The 20,041-nt window shown below is 67.7% G+C and carries 16 protein-coding genes and 1 riboswitch; of the genes, 13 read left to right on the forward strand and 3 right to left on the reverse strand.

Annotation, left to right across the window (positions count from 1 at the left end; translation table 11 throughout):
* Window positions 1-222: 222 nt before the first annotated feature.
* The 5 genes from mgtA to bla all read left to right on the forward strand — a co-directional run bounded on the left by mgtA (window position 223) and on the right by bla (window position 8,584).
* Window positions 223-2,802, forward strand: a complete 2,580-nt coding sequence (gene mgtA, locus L0966_RS12805; RefSeq protein WP_234052330.1) for a magnesium-translocating P-type ATPase — start codon at window positions 223-225, stop codon at window positions 2,800-2,802.
* A gap of 404 nt (window positions 2,803-3,206) precedes the next feature.
* Window positions 3,207-4,367: an NAD(P)H-dependent glycerol-3-phosphate dehydrogenase gene (locus L0966_RS12810; RefSeq protein ID WP_234052331.1), complete on the forward strand. Its 1,161-nt coding sequence runs from the start codon at window positions 3,207-3,209 to the stop codon at window positions 4,365-4,367.
* Window positions 4,364-5,197, forward strand: a complete 834-nt coding sequence (locus tag L0966_RS12815) for an HAD family hydrolase (RefSeq protein ID WP_234052332.1) — start codon at window positions 4,364-4,366, stop codon at window positions 5,195-5,197. The genes L0966_RS12810 and L0966_RS12815 overlap by 4 nt, the downstream gene beginning before the upstream one ends.
* Window positions 5,194-6,708, forward strand: coding sequence for a glucosylglycerol-phosphate synthase (gene ggpS, locus L0966_RS12820; protein ID WP_234052333.1), 1,515 nt, complete (start codon window positions 5,194-5,196; stop codon window positions 6,706-6,708). The genes L0966_RS12815 and ggpS overlap by 4 nt, the downstream gene beginning before the upstream one ends.
* Before the next feature lie 1,021 nt (window positions 6,709-7,729).
* Window positions 7,730-8,584, forward strand: coding sequence for a class A beta-lactamase (gene bla / locus L0966_RS12825; RefSeq protein ID WP_370640737.1), 855 nt, complete (start codon window positions 7,730-7,732; stop codon window positions 8,582-8,584).
* Window positions 8,585-8,591: 7 nt separating this feature from the next.
* On the opposite strand, the gene L0966_RS12830 is transcribed toward bla, so the two are convergent.
* Window positions 8,592-9,212 carry a DUF938 domain-containing protein gene (locus tag L0966_RS12830; protein ID WP_234052335.1) on the reverse strand — a complete coding sequence of 207 codons (621 nt, stop codon included), beginning with the start codon at window positions 9,210-9,212 and terminating at the stop codon, window positions 8,592-8,594.
* A gap of 519 nt (window positions 9,213-9,731) precedes the next feature.
* Between L0966_RS12830 and L0966_RS12835 the strand changes: the two genes are divergently transcribed.
* The 7 genes from L0966_RS12835 to L0966_RS12865 all read left to right on the forward strand — a co-directional run bounded on the left by L0966_RS12835 (window position 9,732) and on the right by L0966_RS12865 (window position 15,773).
* The gene (locus L0966_RS12835) at window positions 9,732-10,319 is read left to right on the forward strand and encodes a thermonuclease family protein (protein ID WP_234052336.1); all 588 of its coding nucleotides are present in this window, start codon (window positions 9,732-9,734) and stop codon (window positions 10,317-10,319) included.
* Window positions 10,320-10,420: 101 nt separating this feature from the next.
* Entirely contained in the window at window positions 10,421-11,833 is a 1,413-nt protein-coding gene (locus L0966_RS12840) for a M48 family metalloprotease (RefSeq protein ID WP_234052337.1), read from the forward strand.
* A gap of 78 nt (window positions 11,834-11,911) precedes the next feature.
* Window positions 11,912-12,008, forward strand: a riboswitch (TPP riboswitch).
* The gene (gene thiO, locus L0966_RS12845; protein ID WP_234052338.1) at window positions 11,999-13,186 is read left to right on the forward strand and encodes a glycine oxidase ThiO; all 1,188 of its coding nucleotides are present in this window, start codon (window positions 11,999-12,001) and stop codon (window positions 13,184-13,186) included. Its footprint overlaps the riboswitch before it by 10 nt.
* Window positions 13,187-13,191: 5 nt before the next feature.
* Complete coding sequence (gene thiS / locus L0966_RS12850) at window positions 13,192-13,410, forward strand: sulfur carrier protein ThiS (RefSeq protein WP_234052339.1); 219 nt, start codon at window positions 13,192-13,194, stop codon at window positions 13,408-13,410.
* 28 nt (window positions 13,411-13,438) lie between these two features.
* The gene (locus L0966_RS12855; protein WP_234052340.1) at window positions 13,439-14,218 is read left to right on the forward strand and encodes a thiazole synthase; all 780 of its coding nucleotides are present in this window, start codon (window positions 13,439-13,441) and stop codon (window positions 14,216-14,218) included.
* 4 nt (window positions 14,219-14,222) lie between these two features.
* A complete protein-coding gene (locus L0966_RS12860) occupies window positions 14,223-14,846 on the forward strand; it encodes a thiamine phosphate synthase (RefSeq protein ID WP_234052341.1) in 624 nt (207 codons plus the stop codon).
* Window positions 14,847-15,026: 180 nt separating this feature from the next.
* Window positions 15,027-15,773 (forward strand): carbonic anhydrase, encoded by a 747-nt coding sequence (locus tag L0966_RS12865; protein WP_234052342.1) that lies wholly within the window; start codon window positions 15,027-15,029, stop codon window positions 15,771-15,773.
* A 357-nt stretch (window positions 15,774-16,130) separates the two neighbouring features.
* Here L0966_RS12865 and rpsA read toward each other — a convergent pair whose 3' ends face one another.
* Window positions 16,131-17,834 (reverse strand): 30S ribosomal protein S1, encoded by a 1,704-nt coding sequence (gene rpsA / locus L0966_RS12870; protein WP_234052343.1) that lies wholly within the window; start codon window positions 17,832-17,834, stop codon window positions 16,131-16,133.
* A 426-nt stretch (window positions 17,835-18,260) separates the two neighbouring features.
* Window positions 18,261-19,532, reverse strand: a complete 1,272-nt coding sequence (ccrA, locus tag L0966_RS12875) for a crotonyl-CoA carboxylase/reductase (protein ID WP_234052344.1) — start codon at window positions 19,530-19,532, stop codon at window positions 18,261-18,263.
* Window positions 19,533-19,792: 260 nt separating this feature from the next.
* Between ccrA and L0966_RS12880 the strand changes: the two genes are divergently transcribed.
* Window positions 19,793-20,029 (forward strand): GlsB/YeaQ/YmgE family stress response membrane protein, encoded by a 237-nt coding sequence (locus L0966_RS12880; RefSeq protein WP_234052345.1) that lies wholly within the window; start codon window positions 19,793-19,795, stop codon window positions 20,027-20,029.
* The last annotated feature ends 12 nt before the right edge of the window (window positions 20,030-20,041 follow it).

Here is a 20,041-nt window from a genome sequence, read left to right on the forward strand (position 1 = left end):
GATGCCCACCGGGAACACGCCCGCGGCGCCGATGTTCCCTGCGGCCGATTGCCTGATTCTCGACGCCCCGGCGGGCGATATCATTGATCCGCCGCAACCTCAGGGCGCAGCATCGCCAGCGGGCCGCGCGGGTGCGCCCCGCCAGTGGCCCCCCGCCATCATCTCGCCGTCCGCTTTCCGAGCTATGCTGTAGCATCCGCAGGTTGAACGATGGCCGCCGCGATGACTGACGCCTGGTCCTCCCCGCTCCCCGACCTTCTGGCCGCCCTGGACGCGACGCCCGAGGGGCTTTCCCCGGCGCAGGCCGACCAGCGGCGGCGCGAGCATGGCCCCAACCGGCTCACCCCCAGCCGCCGCGCCGGCGCCCTGCGACTGCTGGCGCGGCAATATCGCAGCCCGCTCGTGCTGATCCTGGTGTTCGGCGCCGTCATCTCGGCCGTGGTGCGGGACTGGACCGACGCCGGAATCATCATGGCCATCGTACTCGGCTCCACGCTGATGGGTTTCTTCCAGGAGTATCGCGCCTCGCAGGCGGTCGCGGCGCTGCGGGCGAAGCTGGCGCTGCGGACCACCGCGCGGCGCGCCGGCAAGCCGGTGACCATCGCCGCCGAAGACCTCGTGCCGGGCGATGTGGTGGAGCTTTCCGCCGGCAATCTCGTGCCCGCCGACGGGCGGGTGATTACGGCGCGCGACTTCCTCGTCTCCCAGGCCGCGCTCACGGGCGAGACCTTTCCCGTGGAAAAATCCCCGGAGCCGGTGGCCGCCGATGCCGCTTTGGCGGGACGCACCAACATGGTGTTCCTGGGCACCTCCGTGCAGAGCGGCACGGCGCGCGTCCTCATCACCCGCACCGGCGGCGATACCGAGATCGGCCAGATCGCCGGCCATGTGGCGGATGCCAACGGCGACACCGAATTCCAGCGTGGCATTCGCGGTTTCGGCTACCTGCTGACGGAGGTGATGACGGGTATCGTCATCTTCGTCTTCACGGTGAACCTGCTGCTGCACCGGCCGGTCATCGAATCGCTCCTGTTCTCGGTGGCGCTGGCGGTGGGGCTCTCGCCGGAGCTGCTGCCGGCCATCGTCTCCATCACCCTGGCGGCGGGCGCGCGGGGCATGGCGCAGCGCGGCGTCATCGTGCGGCGGCTGGAGGCCATCGAGAATCTCGGCTCGGTGGATGTGCTGTGCACGGACAAGACGGGAACCCTCACCAAGGGCGTGGTGGAGTTCAACGCCGCGCTCGATCCTTCAGGCGCGGAAAGCGCCGCCGTGTTTGGGCTGGCGGCCGTGAATGCGCGGCTTGAAAGCGGCATCGCCAATCCGCTCGACGCAGCCATCGTCAAGGCGGCGGAGCAGCGCGCATGTCCCTGCCCCGGCGGCGCCAAGGTGGATGAGATCCCCTATGATTTCGTGCGCAAGCGCCTCACCATCGTGGTGGAGGAGGAGGCCCGCCACCTGATGGTGACCAAGGGCGCCTTCGAGCCGGTGCTGGAGTGCTGCCGCACCGTTGCCTCGCCCTCCGGCCCCCTCCCCCTCGATGCTGTTGCTCGCGAGCGGCTCGAAGCCTTTTTCCGTGCCCGGGGCGAAGAGGGGTTCCGCGTGCTGGGCCTTGCCAGCCGGCGCCTCGCGCCCCAGGCGCGCTATGGCCGCGCCGATGAAGCGGGCATGGTGTTCGAGGGGTTCCTGCTGTTCTTCGATCCGCTGAAGGAGGGGATCGAAGAAACCGTCAGGGAGATCGAGAAGCTAGGCATCGCGGTGAAGATCCTCACCGGCGACAACCGGCACGTGGCCGCCCATGTGGCCGCCGCGGTGGGGCTCGACACGCGGCGCGTCATCACCGGCCGGCAGATGAATGAAATGCGCGATGAGGCCTTGTGGCACCTGGCCGAGCACACCGCATTGTTCGCCGAGCTGGACCCCCAGCAGAAAGAGCGCATCATCCGCGCCCTTCAGCATCGCGGGCACGCGGTGGCCTATCTGGGCGACGGGGTCAACGACGCGCCCGCGCTGCACGTGGCCGATGCCGGCGTGTCCGTCGACCAAGCGGTGGATGTTGCGCGCGAAACCGCCGACATCGTGCTTTTGCAGCAGGATCTCAATGTGCTGCGCCAGGGCGTGGTGGACGGGCGGCGCACCTTCGCCAACACGCTGAAATACATCTCCATCGCCACCAGCGGCAATTTCGGCAACATGGTCTCCATGGCGTTCGCCTCGGTGGCGGTGCCGTTTCTGCCGCTGCTGGCCAAGCAGATCCTGCTCAACAATTTCCTCTCCGACATTCCGGCCATGGCCATCTCCACGGACAATGTGGATGAGGACGCGCTGAAGGCGCCGCAGCGCTGGAACATCCGCGCCATCGGCATTTTCATGCTGGTGTTCGGGCTTTCCAGCACGCTGTTCGATTTTCTCACCTTCGCTTTGCTGCTGCTGGTGTTCCACGCCGATGAGGCGCTGTTCCAGAGCACCTGGTTCACCCTCTCCGTGGTCACAGAGCTGGCGGTGATGCTGGTGCTGCGCACCCACATGCCATTCTGGCGCAGCCGGCCCAGCCCCTTCCTCATGGGCGCGGTGGCCCTGGTGGCCGTGGTCACCATCGCGCTGCCCTTCATCGCCCCGTTGGCGCGGGCCTTCGGCTTCGTTCCGCTGCCGGCGAGCCTGCTGGCGCTCGGCGCGGGCATCGCCGTGCTGTACGTGGCAGGCGTCGAGATCACCAAGAAGCTCTTTTATTCCGGCGCCCATGTCTGGCATCGCCAGCACCAGGCCAAGTCATTCAGGAAGCGCCAACTTTTTCGACCCCGATGAGCCCACGCCCCAGCACCCAAAATGCACGCCAGCAAGGCGCCGCAGCCGCACGCGAAGGCCAATGGGCTGGAAGAGGATTGATGTACTTATTATGTATCATCAATGCTTTACGTATTTCATTTCTTCAAAAATGAATTCATAACACTTATATCAGTCTCATTTTTTGATGGATTTGAAAATCTGCGCGAAGTTATCGGCATCTCCACCATTCTGCCCGCAAATAGACAAGGCCACACCCACTTCCGCAGCTTGGAGATTTGACAATTCTCCCATGTTGCATATATGATACATTCAGTGATCCACAGAGGAATAGGGCTTCTTCGGGAGCCTTGCGGGGCAATTCTTGCCCCGTCGCCACCCGCTTCATGCGGCGCGCGGCACGCCCTTGCAACACAGGGGGGTCCATGACCGACTTCAAAACGCTGTTCGAGCAGCCCCGCCGGCCGGCCACCGAGCCGCTGCCTTCCGTACCACGGCCCTATGGCACCCTGGCCGTTTTCGGCGGCGGCGCCTGGGGCACCGCCCTCGCCATCGTGGCCGCCCGCGCCGGATGCTCCGTGCGCCTGTGGATGCGCGACGAGGCCCGTGCGCGGGAGATCGCCCGCACCCGCCGCAACACCGCGCGCCTGGGTGACATTCCCCTTCCCGACGGGGTGACGCCCACCGCCGATTTCGCCGCCGCCCTCGATGGCGCGGAGGCGGCGCTGCTGGTGACGCCCTCGCCCACCATCCGCGAGATGGCGGCGCGCATCGGCGCCTATGCGGCGCCCGAAGTGCCCCTGTTCGTCAGCGCCAAGGGCATCGAGGCGCAGACCGGCCTTATGATGTCCGCCGTGGCGGAGCAGGCGGCGCCCGGCCGCGTCATCGGCGTGGTGTCGGGACCGACCTTCGCCGACGAGACGGCCCTGGGCCACCCCACCGCCGCCACCGTCGCCTGCACCGGAGCGGCGGACGTGCCGCCCTATGCCCGTGCCGGCGCCCGCATGGCCGCGAGCCTCACCTGCGACAGCTTCCGCCCCTACGTTTCCGACGACATGGCCGGCGTGGAGGTGGGTGGCGCGGTGAAGAACGTCATCGCCATCGCCTGCGGCATGCTGGCCGGGGCTGGGTTTGGCGAGAACACCCGCGCCGCGCTCATCACCCGCGGCCTGGACGAGATGAAGGAACTGGCGGTGTGCCTGGGCGGCCGGCGCGAGACGGTCACCGGCCTTTCGGGCATGGGCGACCTGATGCTCACCTGCTCCAGCCAGAAGTCGCGCAACTTCCGCTACGGCTTTGCCCGTGGCGAGGGCCGCACCGATGCCGAAGTGTTCGGCGGCGCGCCGGTGCTGGTGGAAGGCCGGCACAATGCCATCACGGTCACCGACCTCGCCCGCAAGCTGAGCCTCCATATGCCCATCTGCGAGATGGTGCGCTCCGTGGTGGCGGACGCGCGACCGATCGGCGAGGCCTTCGCCGCCTTCTGGGCGGCGCCCATCCAGGCCGAGCCGCGCGCTTTGGACCTCGCTTTTCCCCATCCGGCGGAAGCGGAAGTGACGCGCCGGTTCGAGGCCCTGCTGCCATGAGCGCTGTTGTCGACCTTCCCGCCGCCCCTCAGGCATCGACGGGTGCGGCGCCGAACTGGCGCTTCGTGCTCGCCACCGATCTCGACGGCACCTTCCTGGGCGGCTCGCCGGAGATGCGCGCCGCGCTCTATGACTGGCTGAAACGCCACCGGGACGATGTGGGCCTCATCTTCGTCACCGGCCGCGATCCCGGCTTCATCCGGGCCCTGTGCGCCGGTGAGGTGGACCATGCGCCCAACGTGCCCGTGCCCGATTATGTGGTGGCCGACGTGGGCACCACCGTGGCCCGCATGGAGATGGGGTGTGAGGGCCCGGCCCTCTCCTTCCTCAAGGAGCTGGAAGGGCCGATCTCCACCGCGTGGGGCGAGCGCTCCGCCTTCGTGCGGGAGACCCTTTTTGAGGCGCCGGGCCTCGTGCCCCAGGACACGGCGTTCCGCCACCGCATGTCCTACCACTACGACCCCGCCGGCTATGACCCGGCCGTGGTGCGGCCGCTGGAGGAAGCGGGGCTGGATATCCTCATCTCCGCCAACTGCTTCCTCGATGTGCTGCCGGGTGGCGTGAACAAGGGCTCCACCCTGCTCGCCCTCATCGCGCATCTCGGTCTCTCGCGGGATGCGGTCCTGGTGGCGGGCGACACGCTGAACGATCTGTCCATGTTCCACACCGGCCTGCACGGCGCGGTGGTGGGCGGCGCGGAAGCCGCGCTGCTGGACGCCACCCGGGAGCTTCCCCGCACCCGGCATTGCCGCGCGCCCGGCGCGGGCGGCATCGCGGAGGCCATCGCGGCCTTCGGCCTTCACCCTGAGCCTCCGGAGGGCAGCATATGAAATCCGATCTCGTGATCGTCTATCACCGGGCACCTTACGAGGAGGTGGTGGAGGATGGCGGGATTGTCCTGAAGGAACACAAGAGCCCCAACGGCATCGTTCCCACCCTGAAGGCCCTCATCGGCCGCATCGATCGCGCCGCCTGGGTGGCCTGGAAGGAGGCGGAGGACCCGGCCAATCCGCCCTTCGAGCGGGTGGTGGAGATCTCAGACAGCTTCGGTACCTACACCGTCAGCCGCCTGCCCCTGACCGCCGAGCAGGTGAAGAGCTTCTACCATGTGACCTCCAAGGAAGCCTTCTGGCCCATCCTCCACGGCTTCAAGGAGCGCTATAATTACGATCCGGTGGACTGGCCCACCTTCCGCGCCGTGAACTGGGCGTTCGCCGAAGCGGCTGCGCAGGAGGCCAGCGACGATGCCGTGGTGTGGGTGCACGACTACAATCTGTGGCTCGTGCCGGGCTATCTGCGGCAGCTGAAGCCATCGGTGAAGATCGCCTTCTTCCACCACACGCCCTTCCCCGGCTCCGACATGTTCAACGTGCTGCCCTGGCGCAAGGAGATCGTGGACAGCCTGCTGTCCTGCGACGCGGTGGGCTTCCATGTACCGCGCTATGCCCAGAATTTCGCTGCCGTGGCCCATTCGGTGGCCGGCGCGCGGCAGATCAGCGACATGAAAACGGACCCGCTGATGGCCAGCGAGGGCACCGCGCTCAACGAGCTGTTCACCCCGCTCGCCCTCGCGATGGACGGGCGCACCGTGCGCATCGACACCAATCCGGTGGGCGTGAACTTGAGCTATATCGAGGAGCTGGCCGCCGCCCCGGCCGTGGCGGAGAAGGTGGAGGCCATCCGCGCCGAGCTCGGCGGGCGCAAGCTGGTGCTGTCGGTGTCGCGCACCGACTACACCAAGGGCAACATCCAGCAGCTGGAAGCCTTCGAGCGGCTGCTGAACCGGCGCCCGGAGCTGCACAATCAGGTGCGCCTCATGCTGGTGTCGGTGGGCGCCAACCGGGGCATGAGCGTCTATGAGGATGTGCAGCAGCGCATCGAGGAGCTCACGGGGCGCATCAACGGCACCTTCGGCAGCTTTGAATGGCAGCCGGTGTCGCTCATCTCCACCGCCATCCCCCTGGCCGAGCTGGTTGCGTATTACCGTGCGGCGGATGTCGCCTCCATCACCCCGCTGGCGGACGGGCTGAACCTGGTGGCGAGCGAGTTCTGCGCGGCGCAGGGGGAGGATGGACGCGGCGTGCTCATCTTATCGGAATTCGCCGGTGCCTCGGTGCTGCTGGAAGGAGCCATTCCGGTGAACCCCTTCTCCAACGCCCATATGGACAAGGCCCTCGACCAGGCGCTTGCCATGGCGGAAGCCGACGCGAAGGGCCGCATGAGCCTGCTGCGCGCCTCCGCCCGCCGCTTCACCCTGGAGGACTGGGCGCAGACCACCCTGCGCGGGTTCGAGGAGCTGAAGACGCCCCTCGCACCTCTGGCCACCGCGCCGGCGGCCTGAGGGCCGTGCCGCCGGCATCGCCCCCTCAGGCGTGGACGATGGCACATTCTGGCTGGCGCGCCGGCTGGCGCGCCGGTATATGAGGGACAGGTCCCCGTAGCTCAGCAGGATAGAGCACAGGTTTCCTAGAAAATTGGGCACCCGTGGCGGAAACGTCCGGTGTGAATCCGCTCAAAGTCGGGGAAAGCTTCGGCCCGGAATGTCGCTTCCGGCCATGCCAATCCCGAGCCAAGCCTTCCGGCCCGGCCTCGCGCCGGCTCCGCGAAGGAAGGTGTAGAGACTAGACGGGCGGCGCCTAAAGCCTTGCATGTGCGGGCCATGGCGAAGGGATAGTCCAGACCACGAACGCCGGTGCCAATGGCCCGGCGGCGGCGAAAGCCGAGGTGGGATGAAACCTGGTGTCGCGTGTTCGAGTCACGCCGGGGACACCAAACCATTCGACTCACGCACGCGGGGACTCGGGCTCCGCTCGCGTCCATGGCCCGGGCACGCCCCCCGGGGCGGGTGTGCGCGTGGCGGACCTCGGCCCACGACTGTGTCGCCGGGGGCGGGGCAGCTTCAATTTTCACCGAGACGCAGAGGCAGCCTCGCCTCTTGTTTTCGCGCGCGTCCCTCGCGCAAGCCCGTTCCCGCTTCACGCGGAAACGCTCCGGCGCACCTGCTGGGAAGCATCTGCCGCGTCCGGCCCATCACACATGAAGGCCAATCGACGTCCCCTGCTGAGGCGCCATCCAACGGCCCAAGGCATTCGGGATGCTGCGATATTCAGGTGCCGCGAGCATGACGGCGAAACGGTGAAGCGCGCTCGCGACCAGCTGGGCCGGGCGCCCTTCCCGCGTCACTTTCCCCGCTTATCCGGCCAATCCGCGCGCCCTCCCGAGGCCAAAGGGGGCATTTCGCACATGCCTAAGCCCAAAGGCGAAGCACACAGCGCCCCAGCAAACACTATCGACGAGGTCAACGCAGGATGATGACAGATGCGCCGACCATGGACCGTCGCCCGGCGCCCTCGCGCCGCGTCATGGCGACGGGCCTGCTCGCCTTGGTTCTGACCGGGCTATCATTGCTCGCCTCCCCCGCGCGAGCTGACGACTTTGCAGCATCGCTGAGCGCCATCGAAAAGCGCGCCGGTGGACGGCTGGGCGTGATGATCCTTGAGCCGGGCGGCAACCGCAGCTGGGCCTACCGCGCCGACGAGCGCTTCGCCATGAACAGCACCTTCAAGGCCTTCGCCTGCGCGGCCCTGCTGGCACGCGTCGATACCGGTGCGGAAAAGCTGGAGACGCAGATCCCCATCACCTCCGCCGACCTGGTACCCCACGCGCCGGTGACACAGCAGCATGTGGGCGCGAGCATGAGCCTCGATGCCCTTTGCGCGGCGGCGACAAGGCTGAGCGATAACACCGCCGCGAACCTCATTTTGGCGCGGATCGGCGGGCCAAAGGGGCTCACCGCCTTCATGCGCACCCTCGGCGATAAGACCACGCGGCTCGACCGCCTGGAGCCGGCCCTCAACGAAGCGGCGCCCGGCGACCCGCGGGACACAACCACCCCGGCCGCCGCCGCGCGGAGCCTTGAAACCCTGGTGCTGGGTGACGCTCTTTCCGCTGGCTCGCGCCGCCGGCTCACCGATTGGCTGGAGGCGGACGCCGTGGCCGACGGGCTGCTGAGAGCCGCGCTGCCCGCTGGCTGGCGCATCGCGGATCGCACGGGCGCCGGGGGCCACGGTTCGCGGGGCATCATCGCGGTCATCTGGCCGCCCGGCCGCGCCCCGGTGGTCGCCGCCATCTATCTCGGCGAAACCTCCCTCTCCCTGGCGGAACGGGATGCCGTCATCGCCCAGGTCGGGCGGGCGTTGGTGACGGCCCTACAGTAGGGGGAGCTCAGGGCTTCCGCTTGCGGAACACCAGGGAGAGATTATTGGCGGGCATCGCCACCATCTCGGCGAGGTCGAGGCCCTGCGCGGCGGCGCACGCCTCCACATCCTCCAGCATCCTCAGGCCCCAGCGCGGATCGCGGCGGCGCAGGTCGCGATCGAACGCCGCGTTGCTCTCCACCGTGGGCACCCCGGCCCGGTGGAATGCGCCATAGATATAAAGCGGCCCGCCCGACGGCAGATGGCGCCCGGCGCCGCGCATCAGCCCCTCGGTCGCCGCCCAAGGGCTGATGTGGAGCATGTTGATGCACACCATGGCGTCCACCGGTCCCACGGGCCATTCATCCGCGCTGGCATCCAGCGCCAGGGGGGCGCCCACGTTGGAAAGACCTTCCGCGGTAACCCAGGCGGCAATGGAGGCGCGCGCCTCGGGCGTGGGGTCGGAGGGCTGCCAGACCACATCCGGCCGCTTGCGCGCCATGAAAATCGCGTGCTCCCCCGAGCCGCTGGCGACCTCCAGCACCCGGGCCGATGGCGCCAGCAGCGGATCCAGCACCGCGAAGATGGGCTCGCGGTTGCGCGCCACCGAGGGCGCGGACAAGCGCGCCTGAGCATCGAAACCGGACACCAACACCCTCCCCTCGCCGCAAGCGCGGCCGCCCACCCGGCGACAAGCGCGGGCACCATGTTGCCTGAGCTGCCCCGCCGCCTCAACCGGCCGGCAACGGACAGTAAGAAAGGGTGAACACGCAGGGTGGGCCTGAACCTTCAACCCCGACGCCCGATGCGGTACCTTATGCCCATGCCTCTGTCCGTCCCGAAACGCCTTGCAAGGCGCGCGCGTGCGACCGCCAGCGGCCGAAACGGCAGCCTCGCGCACACCGGCTCAAGGGTGTCGGCCAGCGCGCGGATGTGCCGCCTCGGCGCCCTGTTCGGTGCTGTGCTGACCTCGGGATTATCCCCCGCGGCGAATGCCCATGCCGCATCACCAAAGGCCACCACCTGCGCCCTCGCCCCGCGCCCCGCCGCCGGGGACACGGCCCACGTCACCGGCCTGGGCGCGGATGGCAGCCTCACCCTCGACGACGGACGGCATTTCGCACCCGACCGGATCGCATTGCCCACACGCCTGGAACCCTCCCGCAAGGTGATCGAGGCGGCCGGCGGCGCCGTCACGGCGACCCTGGGAGGGAGGACCATCACATTCTCGCGTGCGCAAACCGATCGCCATGGGCGCCTGGCGGGCGAGGCCGTGATGACCGACGGGCCGGACGCGGGCTCGGACATCGCCACGATTCTCGTGGCGGCGGGTGCCGCCTTCACCGATGCCCAGGGGCCCTGCGCCGCCGCGCTGCTTTCGGCCGAGGCCCAGGCCCGCGAGGCCCGGCGGGGCCTGTGGGCCGCGCCCGGCGCCATTGCTTCCGCAACGGACGAAGCGGAAATGTCGCGCCGCCTGGGCCTTTATACCGTTACGGAAGGTCGAATTTTGTCTGTTGGCGTCCGCCGCGAGCGTACCTATCTGAATTTCGGTGAAAGCTGGCGGCGAGATTTCACACTTATGGTGCCGACCAGGGATTTCGCCATAATCTTGGGGCAAGGCCAAGATCCCGTTATACTGCGCGGTGCACGGATACGTGCGCGCGGCGTGGTGCGGGAACAGGGCGGCCCGGCGATCATGATCCGGTCGCAAGCCGACATCGAGCGGCTGAGCGACCGAACGGGAAGCGAGGATTGAAGTTGAGCGAAAAGGCCCGAAACGCGAGCATGCTCCGGCGGGATGCGCCGCGGCGTTGGCCGCGAACGGCTCTTTTTGCCCTCGCCTTGCCCCTGGCGCTGATGCTGGCCGACTGTTCGTCCGCGGATCTCGACCAGGCGAGCCTGCCGCTCTCCAGCGCCTCTTCCGCGTCCGAATATGCCGACATGACGCCGGCCCAGCGGCGGGAGCATGAGCGGCTGGTGGCGAGCTATGGCGGGGCCTACAACGATCCCGAGCTGAAGGCGCTCATCCAGCAGGTGGTCGAGCGCCTGGTGGCCGCGTCCGAGCGGCCCGACCTGAAGTACCGCGTGACGGTGCTGAACTCGCCCGCCATCAACGCCTTCGCGCTGCCCGACGGATCGCTCTACGTCACCCGCGGGCTGCTGGCGCTGGCCAACGACACCTCCGAGATGTCCTCGGTGCTCTCCCATGAGATGGCGCACGTCATCGCCCGCCATGCCAATATCCGCGAGGATCAGGTGAAGCAGGCGGTGCTGGTGAGCCGCGTCATCTCCGACGTGGTGAACGACCCGGACCTGGGCGCCCTCGCCATGCAGAAGAGCCAGCGCACGCTGGCCTCGTTCTCCCGCGGGCAGGAGCTGGAGGCGGACGCCATCGGCGTGGGCATCGCCTCCCGCGCGGGGTTCGACCCCTATGGCGCCTCGCGCTTCCTCACCGACATGGGCCGCTCCTCCGAGATGAAGTCCACCGGCCTCGGCGGCTCCAGCACCACGCCGGACATGGACTTCCTTTCCTCCCATCCGGCAACGCCCGAGCGCATCTCCATCGCCATCGCCAATGCCCGCCAATATGCCGCCCCGGGCAATGGCGAGCGCGACCGCACCGCCTACCTCTCGGCCATCGACGGCATGGTCTATGGCGACGACCCCAAGGAAGGCTTCGTGCGCGGGCGCAAGTTCTTCCACCCCAAGCTGGGCTTCACCTTCACCGCGCCCGAGGGCTTCTCGCTGGAGAACACCTCCCAGGCCGTGCTGGGCGCTACCGGCTCCGGCCGCGAGGCGCTGCGGCTCGACGCGGTGCGGGTGAGCCCCGACCAGTCGCTGGCTCAGTATCTCTCCTCCGGCTGGATCGACGGGGTGGAGATCAACACGGTGGAAACCCTCACCGTCAACGGCTTTACCGCCGCCACCGCCATCGCGCGGGGCGACCAGTGGTCGTTCCGCATGTTCGCCATCCGCTTCGGATCGGATGTCTACCGCCTCATCTTCGCCGCCCGTGATTTGACGCCGGAGCTGGACCAGCGCTTCCGCGCCGCCGCCAGCACCTTCCGTCGCGTCTCATCCGGCGAGGCCGAATCGGTGAAGCCGCTGCGGGTGCGCGTGGTCACCGTCGGCTTCGGCGACACGGCCGACAAGCTCGCGGCCCGCATGCAGGTGCCCGACCAGCACATGGAACGCTTCCTGGTGCTGAACGGTCTGGATGCCGGCGCCAAGCTGAAGTATGGCGACAAGGTCAAGATCATCTCCGAATGACCGGCACGTCCCCGTGCCTTCGCCAGCCGGAAAACTCGTGAGCCACCTTGCGATCCACGACGCGGCGTGGATAATGCGCGCCACGGCCTGGGGTGCCGCGCGCCAACGCGGCTGAGATCATACCCATCGAACCTGTCTGGATCATGCCAGCGTAGGGAGGTGCCGATGAGCGAGAGCTCGTCGCCTGTTTCGTCATCATCCGTCTCGCGCCCGCTCAAGGCGCAAGCGCGCGTCGCCATCGTCGGTGGCGGCGTCATGGGCCTGTCGCTGGGCTGGCGGCTTGCGCAGGCCGGCTGCTCGGTCGACATTTATGAGGCCGGAACCGCCGGGCACGGCGCCAGCCATGCCGCCGCCGGCATGCTTGCCGCCTGCGCGGAGGCCGAGCCCGGCGAGGATGCCCTGCTCGCCCTCAACCGCGCCAGCCAGGCCCTTTGGCCCGCGTTCGCTACCGAGCTGGAAGCAGAGGCCGGCATCAGCGTGGACCTGCGCACCGAAGGCACGCTCACCATCGGCCTCACGGCCGACGATGCCGCCCGCCTGCGCCACCTGTTCCAGCTGCAGACCTCCCTCGGCCTGCCGGTGGAATGGCTCACCGCCGCCGCCGTGCGCCGCCTGGAGCCGCATCTGGCCGGCCAGCTTTCCGGCGCCATCCGCAGCGCCGAGGACCATCAGGTGGACAACCGCAAGGTGGTCGCCGCCCTGCTCACCGCCACCGCCCGCGCGGGCGTTCGTCTGCATGAGAACAGCCCCGTCAGCCGGGTCGCCACCCAGGCTGGCAAGGCACTGGGCGTGGTGGTCCGCGAGGAGCTGAAGCCGGCCGACATCGTCATCCTGGCCGCCGGGGCCTGGAGCCGGGGCGTGGACATTACCCCCGCCGCGCCGCTGCCCGTGCGCCCGGTGAAGGGGCAGATGCTGGCCCTGCGCATGAACCCGGCCGCGCCGCTGGTGAACCATGTGATATGGGCGCCCCACTCCTACATCGTGCCACGCCGCGATGGCCGCCTGATTCTGGGCGCCACCACGGAGGAGAAGGGCTTCGACACCTCCCTGACCGCCGGCGGGCAGCTCGCTTTGCTCACCTATGCCTGGCGTGCCTTGCCGACGCTGGAGGAACTGCCCATCGAGGAACAATGGGTGGGCTTCCGCCCCGGCAGCCGTGACGATGCCCCCATCCTCGGCCCCGCCGATGAGGTGGAGGGGCTCATTTATGCCACCGGCCACCATCGCAATGGCATTCTGCTGCTGGCGGTCACGGCAAAGGTGATTTCCGATTTTCTCCTGGACGGCCGCATGGCCGAGGTTGCCGAGCCCTTCCGCGCGAGCCGCTTCGCGCCCCGGGCGGCGGCGGAGTGAGCCCTATGGATGCGCCCCCGCTTGACCTGAAGGTGAACGGCGCCGACGAGGCGCTCGCCATTGCCACCGTCGCGGATCTTCTCGACGCCAAGGGACTTGACGTGGAGCGCAAGGGCATTGCCGTGGCGCTGAACGGGGCGGTGGTGCCGCGCCGCGCCTGGGCCGACACTCGCCTGGCCTCCGGCGACGCCGTGGAAATCATCACCGCCAAGCAGGGCGGCTGACCGGCCGGGAGAGGAGACGAGAAAAACCATGACCACCACTGCCGATCCCCTCGTCATCGCCGGGCGCAGCTTTAAGTCCCGCCTGTTTTTGGGCACCGCCGGCTATCCCAACCAGCAGGTGTTCCTCAATGCGCTGGAGGCCTCCGGCGCGGAGATGGCCACCGCCTCCATCCGCCGCATCAGCTTGGCCGGCTATGAGGAGAGCCTGACGGACCTGCTCACCGGCCGCGTGCACATTCTGCCCAACACCGCCGGCTGCCAAACCGCCAAGGACGCCGTGCTTACCGCCGAGCTCGCCCGCGAGGCGCTGGAAACGGACTGGGTGAAGCTGGAGGTGATCGGCGATCGCGAGCTGCTCTACCCCAATGTGGAAGAGCTGCTGAAGGCGACCGAAGAGCTGGTGAACCGGGGCTTTGTGGTGCTTCCCTACTGCAACGACGACCCCGTCACCTGCCAGAAGCTGGCGGACCTGGGTGCGGCCACGGTGATGCCGCTCGGCTCCATGATCGGCTCTGGTCTCGGCATCGCTAACCCGCACATGATTGAGCTCATCTGCTCGCGCTCGCCGGTGCCGGTGGTGCTGGACGCGGGGCTGGGCACCGCCTCCGACGCCGCGCTGGCCATGGAGCTGGGCTGCTCGGCGGTGCTGCTCAACACGGCGGTCTCGAAGGCCCTCGACCCGGTGCGTATGGCAGCCGCCTTCCGTTCTGCCGTCGAAGGCGGCCGGCTGGCCCGCATCGCCGGGCGCATTCCAAAGAAGCTGCACGCCGAAGCGTCCAGCCCCGAATTCGGCCTCGTCGGAAGCTGACGCCATGCTTCCCGCCCCGCCCGTCCTCCTCATCACCGACCGCCGGCAGGTGCAGGGCGATGTGGTGGAGGTGGTGGGGGCCGCCTGCGCCGGCGGCTGCCGCTGGGTGAGCCTGCGGGAAAAAGACCTGCCGCCGGAAGACCAACTCGCTCTTTTCGCCCGGCTGCGGACGGCCACCAGCCCCTTCGGCGCCGTGCTGATGCTCCACGGCACGCCGGAGCTGGCCTGGGCGGCCCGCGCCGATGGCGTGCACCTGCCCGATGGCGCGGATCCGCGATGGGCACGCACGGTGCTGGGCGGCTCCGCCCTCGTGGGCCTTTCCACCCACCGGCCGGCCGATCCGGCGGCGGCGCCTGCCGTGACGGATTATATCACCGCGAGCCCCATTTTCTCGACGCCCTCCAAGCCCGGCTACGGCCCGGCGCTGGGCACTGCGGGCCTGCGTGCCTTTGTCGAGCAATCGGCGGTGCCGGTGATTGCCCTCGGCGGCATTGAAGTCGGCAATGCCAAAAGCTGTCGCGAGGCGGGAGCGGGCGGGCTCGCCGTCATGGGTGGCGTGATGCGCGCGACAGACCCGCGGGCCGAGATAGCCGCCCTGATCGACGCCTTCGCACGCCACGGCGCTTAAGACCCAACAGCCCCTCACGAAATTGGGAGAGACGCAAGGCATCTTGCAGGCGCGCGGGACATCGTACCGCAACGCTGCGCGTGGTAGCGTGGCCCTGGAGCCCATGGGCCGCCGAAGGGTCAGCCCCGGGTCCCGCTGAACGCGGGCCAATCCGCGCTCCGACACCCAACGGGGGGATCAATGCTCAATCGCCGCACCTTGCTCGCCGCCTTCGCCCTTTGCCCCACCTGCGCCAGCCTGGCGCGTGCGGACAGCGTCCATTGGAGTTATGAGGGTTCCGGGGCGCCGGAGCATTGGGGCTCTCTGGAGAAGGGCTTCCAGGCCTGCTCCATTGGCACCCAGCAATCGCCGGTCAACCTCAAAGGCAGCGTCCGGGCAGAAACCGCCGGGCCGAAGCTTGCGTGGAAAAGTGCGCCCTTCAAGGTGGTCAATAACGGCCACACCATCCAGCTGGATGCCACCGGCGACGCCGGCACCGCCGAGATGAACGGCAAGACCTACAGCCTGCGCCAGTTCCATTTCCATACGCCCAGCGAACACGCCTTGGACGGCAAGCGCACCGCCATGGAGGCCCATTTCGTTCATGCGGCCGAGGATGGCGGCCTGCTGGTGGTGGGTGTGTTCATGGTTCCCGGCGGGAAAAATGACGCTTTCTCCGCCGTGATGGCCGCCGCGCCGAAAAAGCAGGGCTTTGCTCCCCTGCCCTCGCCCATGGACCCCACCGCCTTCCTGCCGGATGCTCGGGGCCTCTACCGCTACGAAGGCTCCCTGACCACGCCGCCCTGCTCGGAGGTGGTGGACTGGAACGTCTATGCCGCCCCCATCAGCGTGGCTGAAGGGGATATCGAAGCCTTCCGCTCCATCTTCCCCATGAACTCGCGCCCGCTCCAGGCCATCAACCGCCGCTTCCTGCTCCAGCTCAATTGAGCGTGGGCGGATTTCCGCCGGGCAACTACCGGCGGGCAGCTGACGACACATCTCCTCCGCCTGACCCGGCGGCAGGACGCCGCTGCCTGCACCTCCCCCCCCCAGGTAGGGGAGGTGCACGCGCGGGCATCGCTCGGACGGAGAAGGACTGCACATCCGGGAGGTGAGGCGGAGCGGGGGCGGAACCGCCCTGCCCGCCTTGCTCCTTGGCGTTCCGACTTCCGGCGCGAACACCGCCAGAATCCGGCAAGCATGTGAGTGCCGCCGTTTGGGAGCAGCAACAGTTCCACCGGGCTCCGCGCAAAAGAAAAGGGCCGGCTCGCGCCGGCCCTCTCCATATTACAAACCCTTGGAAGATCAGTCTTCCTTGGCTTCCTCGGCGCGCTGCTTGAGGGCGGCGCCCAGGATGTCGCCGAGCGAAGCGCCCGAATCCTGCGAACCGTACTGAGCCACGGCCTCCTTCTCCTCGGCGATTTCCATCGCCTTGACGGAGACCTGCACCTTGCGCGCCTTGCGGTCGAACAGGGTGACGCGGGCATCCAGCTTGTCGCCAACCGAGAAGCGCTCGGGGCGCTGGTCGTTGCGGTCGCGAGCGAGCTCGGAACGCTTGATGAAGGCCGACAGATCGGTGCCGGTGAGCTTCACCTCGATGCCGCCATCCTTCACGTCGGTGACTTCGCAGGTCACGACAGCGCCCTTGCGGACATCGCCGGCCTCGGCGAAGGGATCGCCGGCAAGCTGCTTGATGCCGAGCGAGATGCGCTCCTTCTCGACGTCCACGTCGAGCACCACGGCCTTGACCATGTCGCCCTTGCGGTACTCGTCGATGACCTGCTCGCCCGGACGGTTCCAGTCGAGGTCGGACAGATGCACCATGCCGTCCACGTCGCCGTCGAGACCCAGGAACAGACCGAACTCGGTCTTGTTCTTGACCTCGCCTTCGACCACCGCGCCGGGCGCATACTTCTCGGCGAAGGCCTCCCAGGGATTCTGGAGGGTCTGCTTGAGGCCGAGGGAGATGCGGCGCTTGGCCGAATCGACTTCCAGCACCTGCACTTCCACTTCCTGGGAGGTGGAAACGATCTTGCCGGGGTGAACGTTCTTCTTGGTCCACGACATTTCGGAGACGTGGATCAGGCCTTCGATGCCCGGCTCCAGTTCCACGAACGCGCCGTAGTCGGTGATGTTGGTGACGCGACCCTTGAAGCGGGCGTCCACCGGATACTTGGCCTCGATGCCCTCCCAGGGATCGCCCAGGAGCTGCTTCATGCCGAGCGAGATGCGGTGGGTCTCGTGATTGATCTTGATGATCTTCACCTTGACCGTCTGGCCGATGGACAGCACCTCGGTCGGGTGGTTCACGCGGCGCCAGGCGATGTCGGTGACATGCAGCAGGCCGTCAATGCCGCCAAGATCAACGAACGCACCGTAGTCGGTGATGTTCTTGACCACGCCCTCGATGGCCTGACCCTCTTCGAGGTTCTGCACCAGCTCGTGACGCTGCTCGGCGCGGGTCTCTTCCAGCACGGTGCGGCGGGAGACCACGATGTTGCCGCGACGGCGATCCATCTTGAGGATCTGGAAGGGCTGCTGATTGTGCATCAGCGGGGCTACGTCGCGAATCGGGCGGATGTCGACCTGGGAGCGCGGCAGGAACGCCACGGCGCCGTCGAGATCCACGGTGAAGCCACCCTTCACCTGGTTGAAGATCACGCCGAAGACCTTCTCGTTGGCGTTGAACGCCTTCTCGAGCTTGACCCAGCTCTCCTCGCGGCGCGCCTTGTCGCGCGAGAGGACGGCCTCGCCCATGGCGTTCTCGACGCGCTCGAGATAGACCTCGACCTCGTCGCCAACCTTGAGGGTGTTCTCACGGCCCGGACCGGCGAACTCGCGCAGGGCCACGCGGCCCTCGGTCTTCAGGCCGATGTCGATGATCGCCAGATCCTTCTCGATGGCGACCACGATGCCCTTGACGACGGCACCTTCGCTGACGTCGGCGCGGCCGAAGCTCTCGTCGAGCAGGGCGGCGAAATCTTCACGGGTGGTTTCTACGGCGGACATTCACACTCCAGAAATCTTGCGCCGGCGTCTCGCGTTGCGAGGCCCGAACCGAACGGGTGTTCCGGCATTCTCCCGCGGGATGAACGCCAAAACGGCCGCCGACGTTCCATCGGCGGGCCGGCGCTGAGGCCGAACGGCACGGACAATGATGTGATGACGGCCCATCCGGGCCCAGGACCGAAGCGCGCTCAGCGAAAGCCTGGATGGGGAGCCTCCGACGATCAGGGCGCGTATCCCGCGAACCCTGTCCCACCCTAGTAGCTCCCAGCTTTTCGGGAGCGCAGCCTCGAATTTGGCTCAGATAATCGAAAACCCGCTTCAGCGCAAGGCTCCGGCGCAAGACTTCGCGCGCAGCCAGCTGAAAAAGAACAAGCCGCCGCGCCCGGGAAGGACGCGGCGGCTCAAAACCGAAGACGGCGGAACAGATCAGCCGCCGCAGGCTTCCAGCACGTCGTCGAAGGTGCGCAGCCCCGCGCGGGGCGCATTCACCAGCACCGCCATGTTGCCGGGGGCGTGCTTGTTCTGCCACATCTTCGTGTGCGCCTCGGGGATGCGATCCCACGGGAACACTTCCGACATGCAGGGGTCCACGCGCCGGTCGACGATGAACTCGTTGGCGGCGGAGGCCTGCTTCAGATGAGCGAAGTGCGAGCCCTGGATGCGCTTCTGGCGCATCCACACATAGCGGGCGTCGAAGGTGATGTTGAAGCCGGTGGTGCCGGCGCAGAACACGATCATGCCGCCGCGCTTGCCCACCAGGGTCGACACCGGGAAAGTGGTCTCGCCCGGATGCTCGAACACGATGTCCACGTCACGCTTGCCGGTGATGTCCCAGATGGCCTTGCCGAACTTACGGGCTTCCTTCAGCCACTCATTGTATTCCGGCGAGTTCACCTTGGGCAGCTGGCCCCAGCACTTGAACTCCTTGCGGTTGATGACGCCCTTGGCGCCGAGGCCCAGCACATAGTCGCGCTTGGACTCATCGGAAATGACGCCGATCACGTGCGCGCCGGAAGCAGCGGCCAGCTGCACGCCGAACACGCCGAGGCCGCCCGAGGCGCCCCACACCAGCACATAGTCACCCGGCTTCACGGTGTGCGGCGGGTGACCGAACAGCATGCGGTAGGCGGTGGCGAGGGTGAGCGTGTAGCAGGCGCTCTCCTCCCAGGTCAGGTGCTTGGGGCGGCGCATGAGCTGGCGCGCCTGCACCCGGCAGAACTGGGCGAAGGAGCCATCCGGCGTCTCATAGCCCCAGATGCGCTGGCTGGGGGAGAACATCGGGTCGCCGCCGTTGCACTCCTCGTCGTCGCCGTCGTCCTGGTTACAGTGCACGACCACTTCGTCGCCCACCTTCCAGCGCTTCACCTTGGAGCCCACCGCCCAGACGATGCCCGAGGCATCGGAACCGGCAATGTGGTAGGGCTCCTTGTGCACGTCAAACACGGAGATGGGCTCGCCGAGGCCGGCCCAGATGCCGTTATAGTTCACGCCGGCGGCCATCACGAGCACGAGCACGTCATTCTCGCCCAGCTCCCAGGTGGGCACCACCTCGAGCTGGAACGACTGTTCCGGAGGCCCGTGCCGCTCGCGGCGAATGGCCCAGGCATACATCTTCGCGGGCACGTGCCCGAGCGGGGGAATCTCACCCAGCTCGTAAAGATCTTTCAACGCCGCACCGTCCGCAGCCGTCTGGCCCATAGCGTCCCGTCCTCTCTCTAACGAACCCCTGGCGGACTCTCCGGTCGCGTCCAGCGGCACCCCTATCGCGGTGCAAACTAGCAGAGAAGGATTTCAAGTCGATAGTCCTTGCGGCTGAACATTATGCCAATCTGTTGCCATATTGTGCCGCGCGGGAGGGCCCGTATTCGCCATATGCCACTGGACAAGGCCAGCGCGAGGCCCCATGCGTTGAAGCCCGAGCGGGGCCGCCCGCGAGGACCGAAGAGAGGGTGAGGGATATGGGCATCTTGTGGATGATCATCATCGGCGCCATCGCCGGCTTCCTGGCGGGGCAGGTCTTCCGCGGCTACGGCTTCGGCTTCGTGGGCAATGTGGCGGTGGGCATCGTGGGCGCGCTCATCGGCGGCTTTCTGTTCGGCAATGTGTTCCTGGTGGGCGGGCTCGTCGGGCAAATCATCAGTGCCACCGTCGGCGCGGTGATCCTGCTGTTCGTCATCTCGCTGGTGAAGCGCTGAGCCGGCTTCGCC

It is taken from the genome of Xanthobacter sp. NM-59, from assembly GCF_021401125.1.
Classification (GTDB): domain Bacteria; phylum Pseudomonadota; class Alphaproteobacteria; order Rhizobiales; family Xanthobacteraceae; genus Xanthobacter.

What these genes read in the sequence shown, in the direction of transcription:
- mgtA (WP_234052330.1), top strand. Translation starts at nt 223, where the DNA reads ATGACTGACGCCTGGTCCTCCCCGCTCCCCGACCTTCTGGCCGCCCTG.
- L0966_RS12810 (WP_234052331.1), top strand. Translation starts at nt 3,207, where the DNA reads ATGACCGACTTCAAAACGCTGTTCGAGCAGCCCCGCCGGCCGGCCACC.
- L0966_RS12815 (WP_234052332.1), top strand. Translation starts at nt 4,364, where the DNA reads ATGAGCGCTGTTGTCGACCTTCCCGCCGCCCCTCAGGCATCGACGGGT.
- ggpS (WP_234052333.1), top strand. Translation starts at nt 5,194, where the DNA reads ATGAAATCCGATCTCGTGATCGTCTATCACCGGGCACCTTACGAGGAG.
- bla (WP_370640737.1), top strand. Translation starts at nt 7,730, where the DNA reads ATGGCGACGGGCCTGCTCGCCTTGGTTCTGACCGGGCTATCATTGCTC.
- L0966_RS12840 (WP_234052337.1), top strand. Translation starts at nt 10,421, where the DNA reads ATGCTGGCCGACTGTTCGTCCGCGGATCTCGACCAGGCGAGCCTGCCG.
- thiO (WP_234052338.1), top strand. Translation starts at nt 11,999, where the DNA reads ATGAGCGAGAGCTCGTCGCCTGTTTCGTCATCATCCGTCTCGCGCCCG.
- thiS (WP_234052339.1), top strand. Translation starts at nt 13,192, where the DNA reads ATGGATGCGCCCCCGCTTGACCTGAAGGTGAACGGCGCCGACGAGGCG.
- L0966_RS12855 (WP_234052340.1), top strand. Translation starts at nt 13,439, where the DNA reads ATGACCACCACTGCCGATCCCCTCGTCATCGCCGGGCGCAGCTTTAAG.
- L0966_RS12860 (WP_234052341.1), top strand. Translation starts at nt 14,223, where the DNA reads ATGCTTCCCGCCCCGCCCGTCCTCCTCATCACCGACCGCCGGCAGGTG.
- L0966_RS12865 (WP_234052342.1), top strand. Translation starts at nt 15,027, where the DNA reads ATGCTCAATCGCCGCACCTTGCTCGCCGCCTTCGCCCTTTGCCCCACC.
- rpsA (WP_234052343.1), bottom strand. Translation starts at nt 17,834, where the DNA reads ATGTCCGCCGTAGAAACCACCCGTGAAGATTTCGCCGCCCTGCTCGAC.
- ccrA (WP_234052344.1), bottom strand. Translation starts at nt 19,532, where the DNA reads ATGGGCCAGACGGCTGCGGACGGTGCGGCGTTGAAAGATCTTTACGAG.
- L0966_RS12880 (WP_234052345.1), top strand. Translation starts at nt 19,793, where the DNA reads ATGGGCATCTTGTGGATGATCATCATCGGCGCCATCGCCGGCTTCCTG.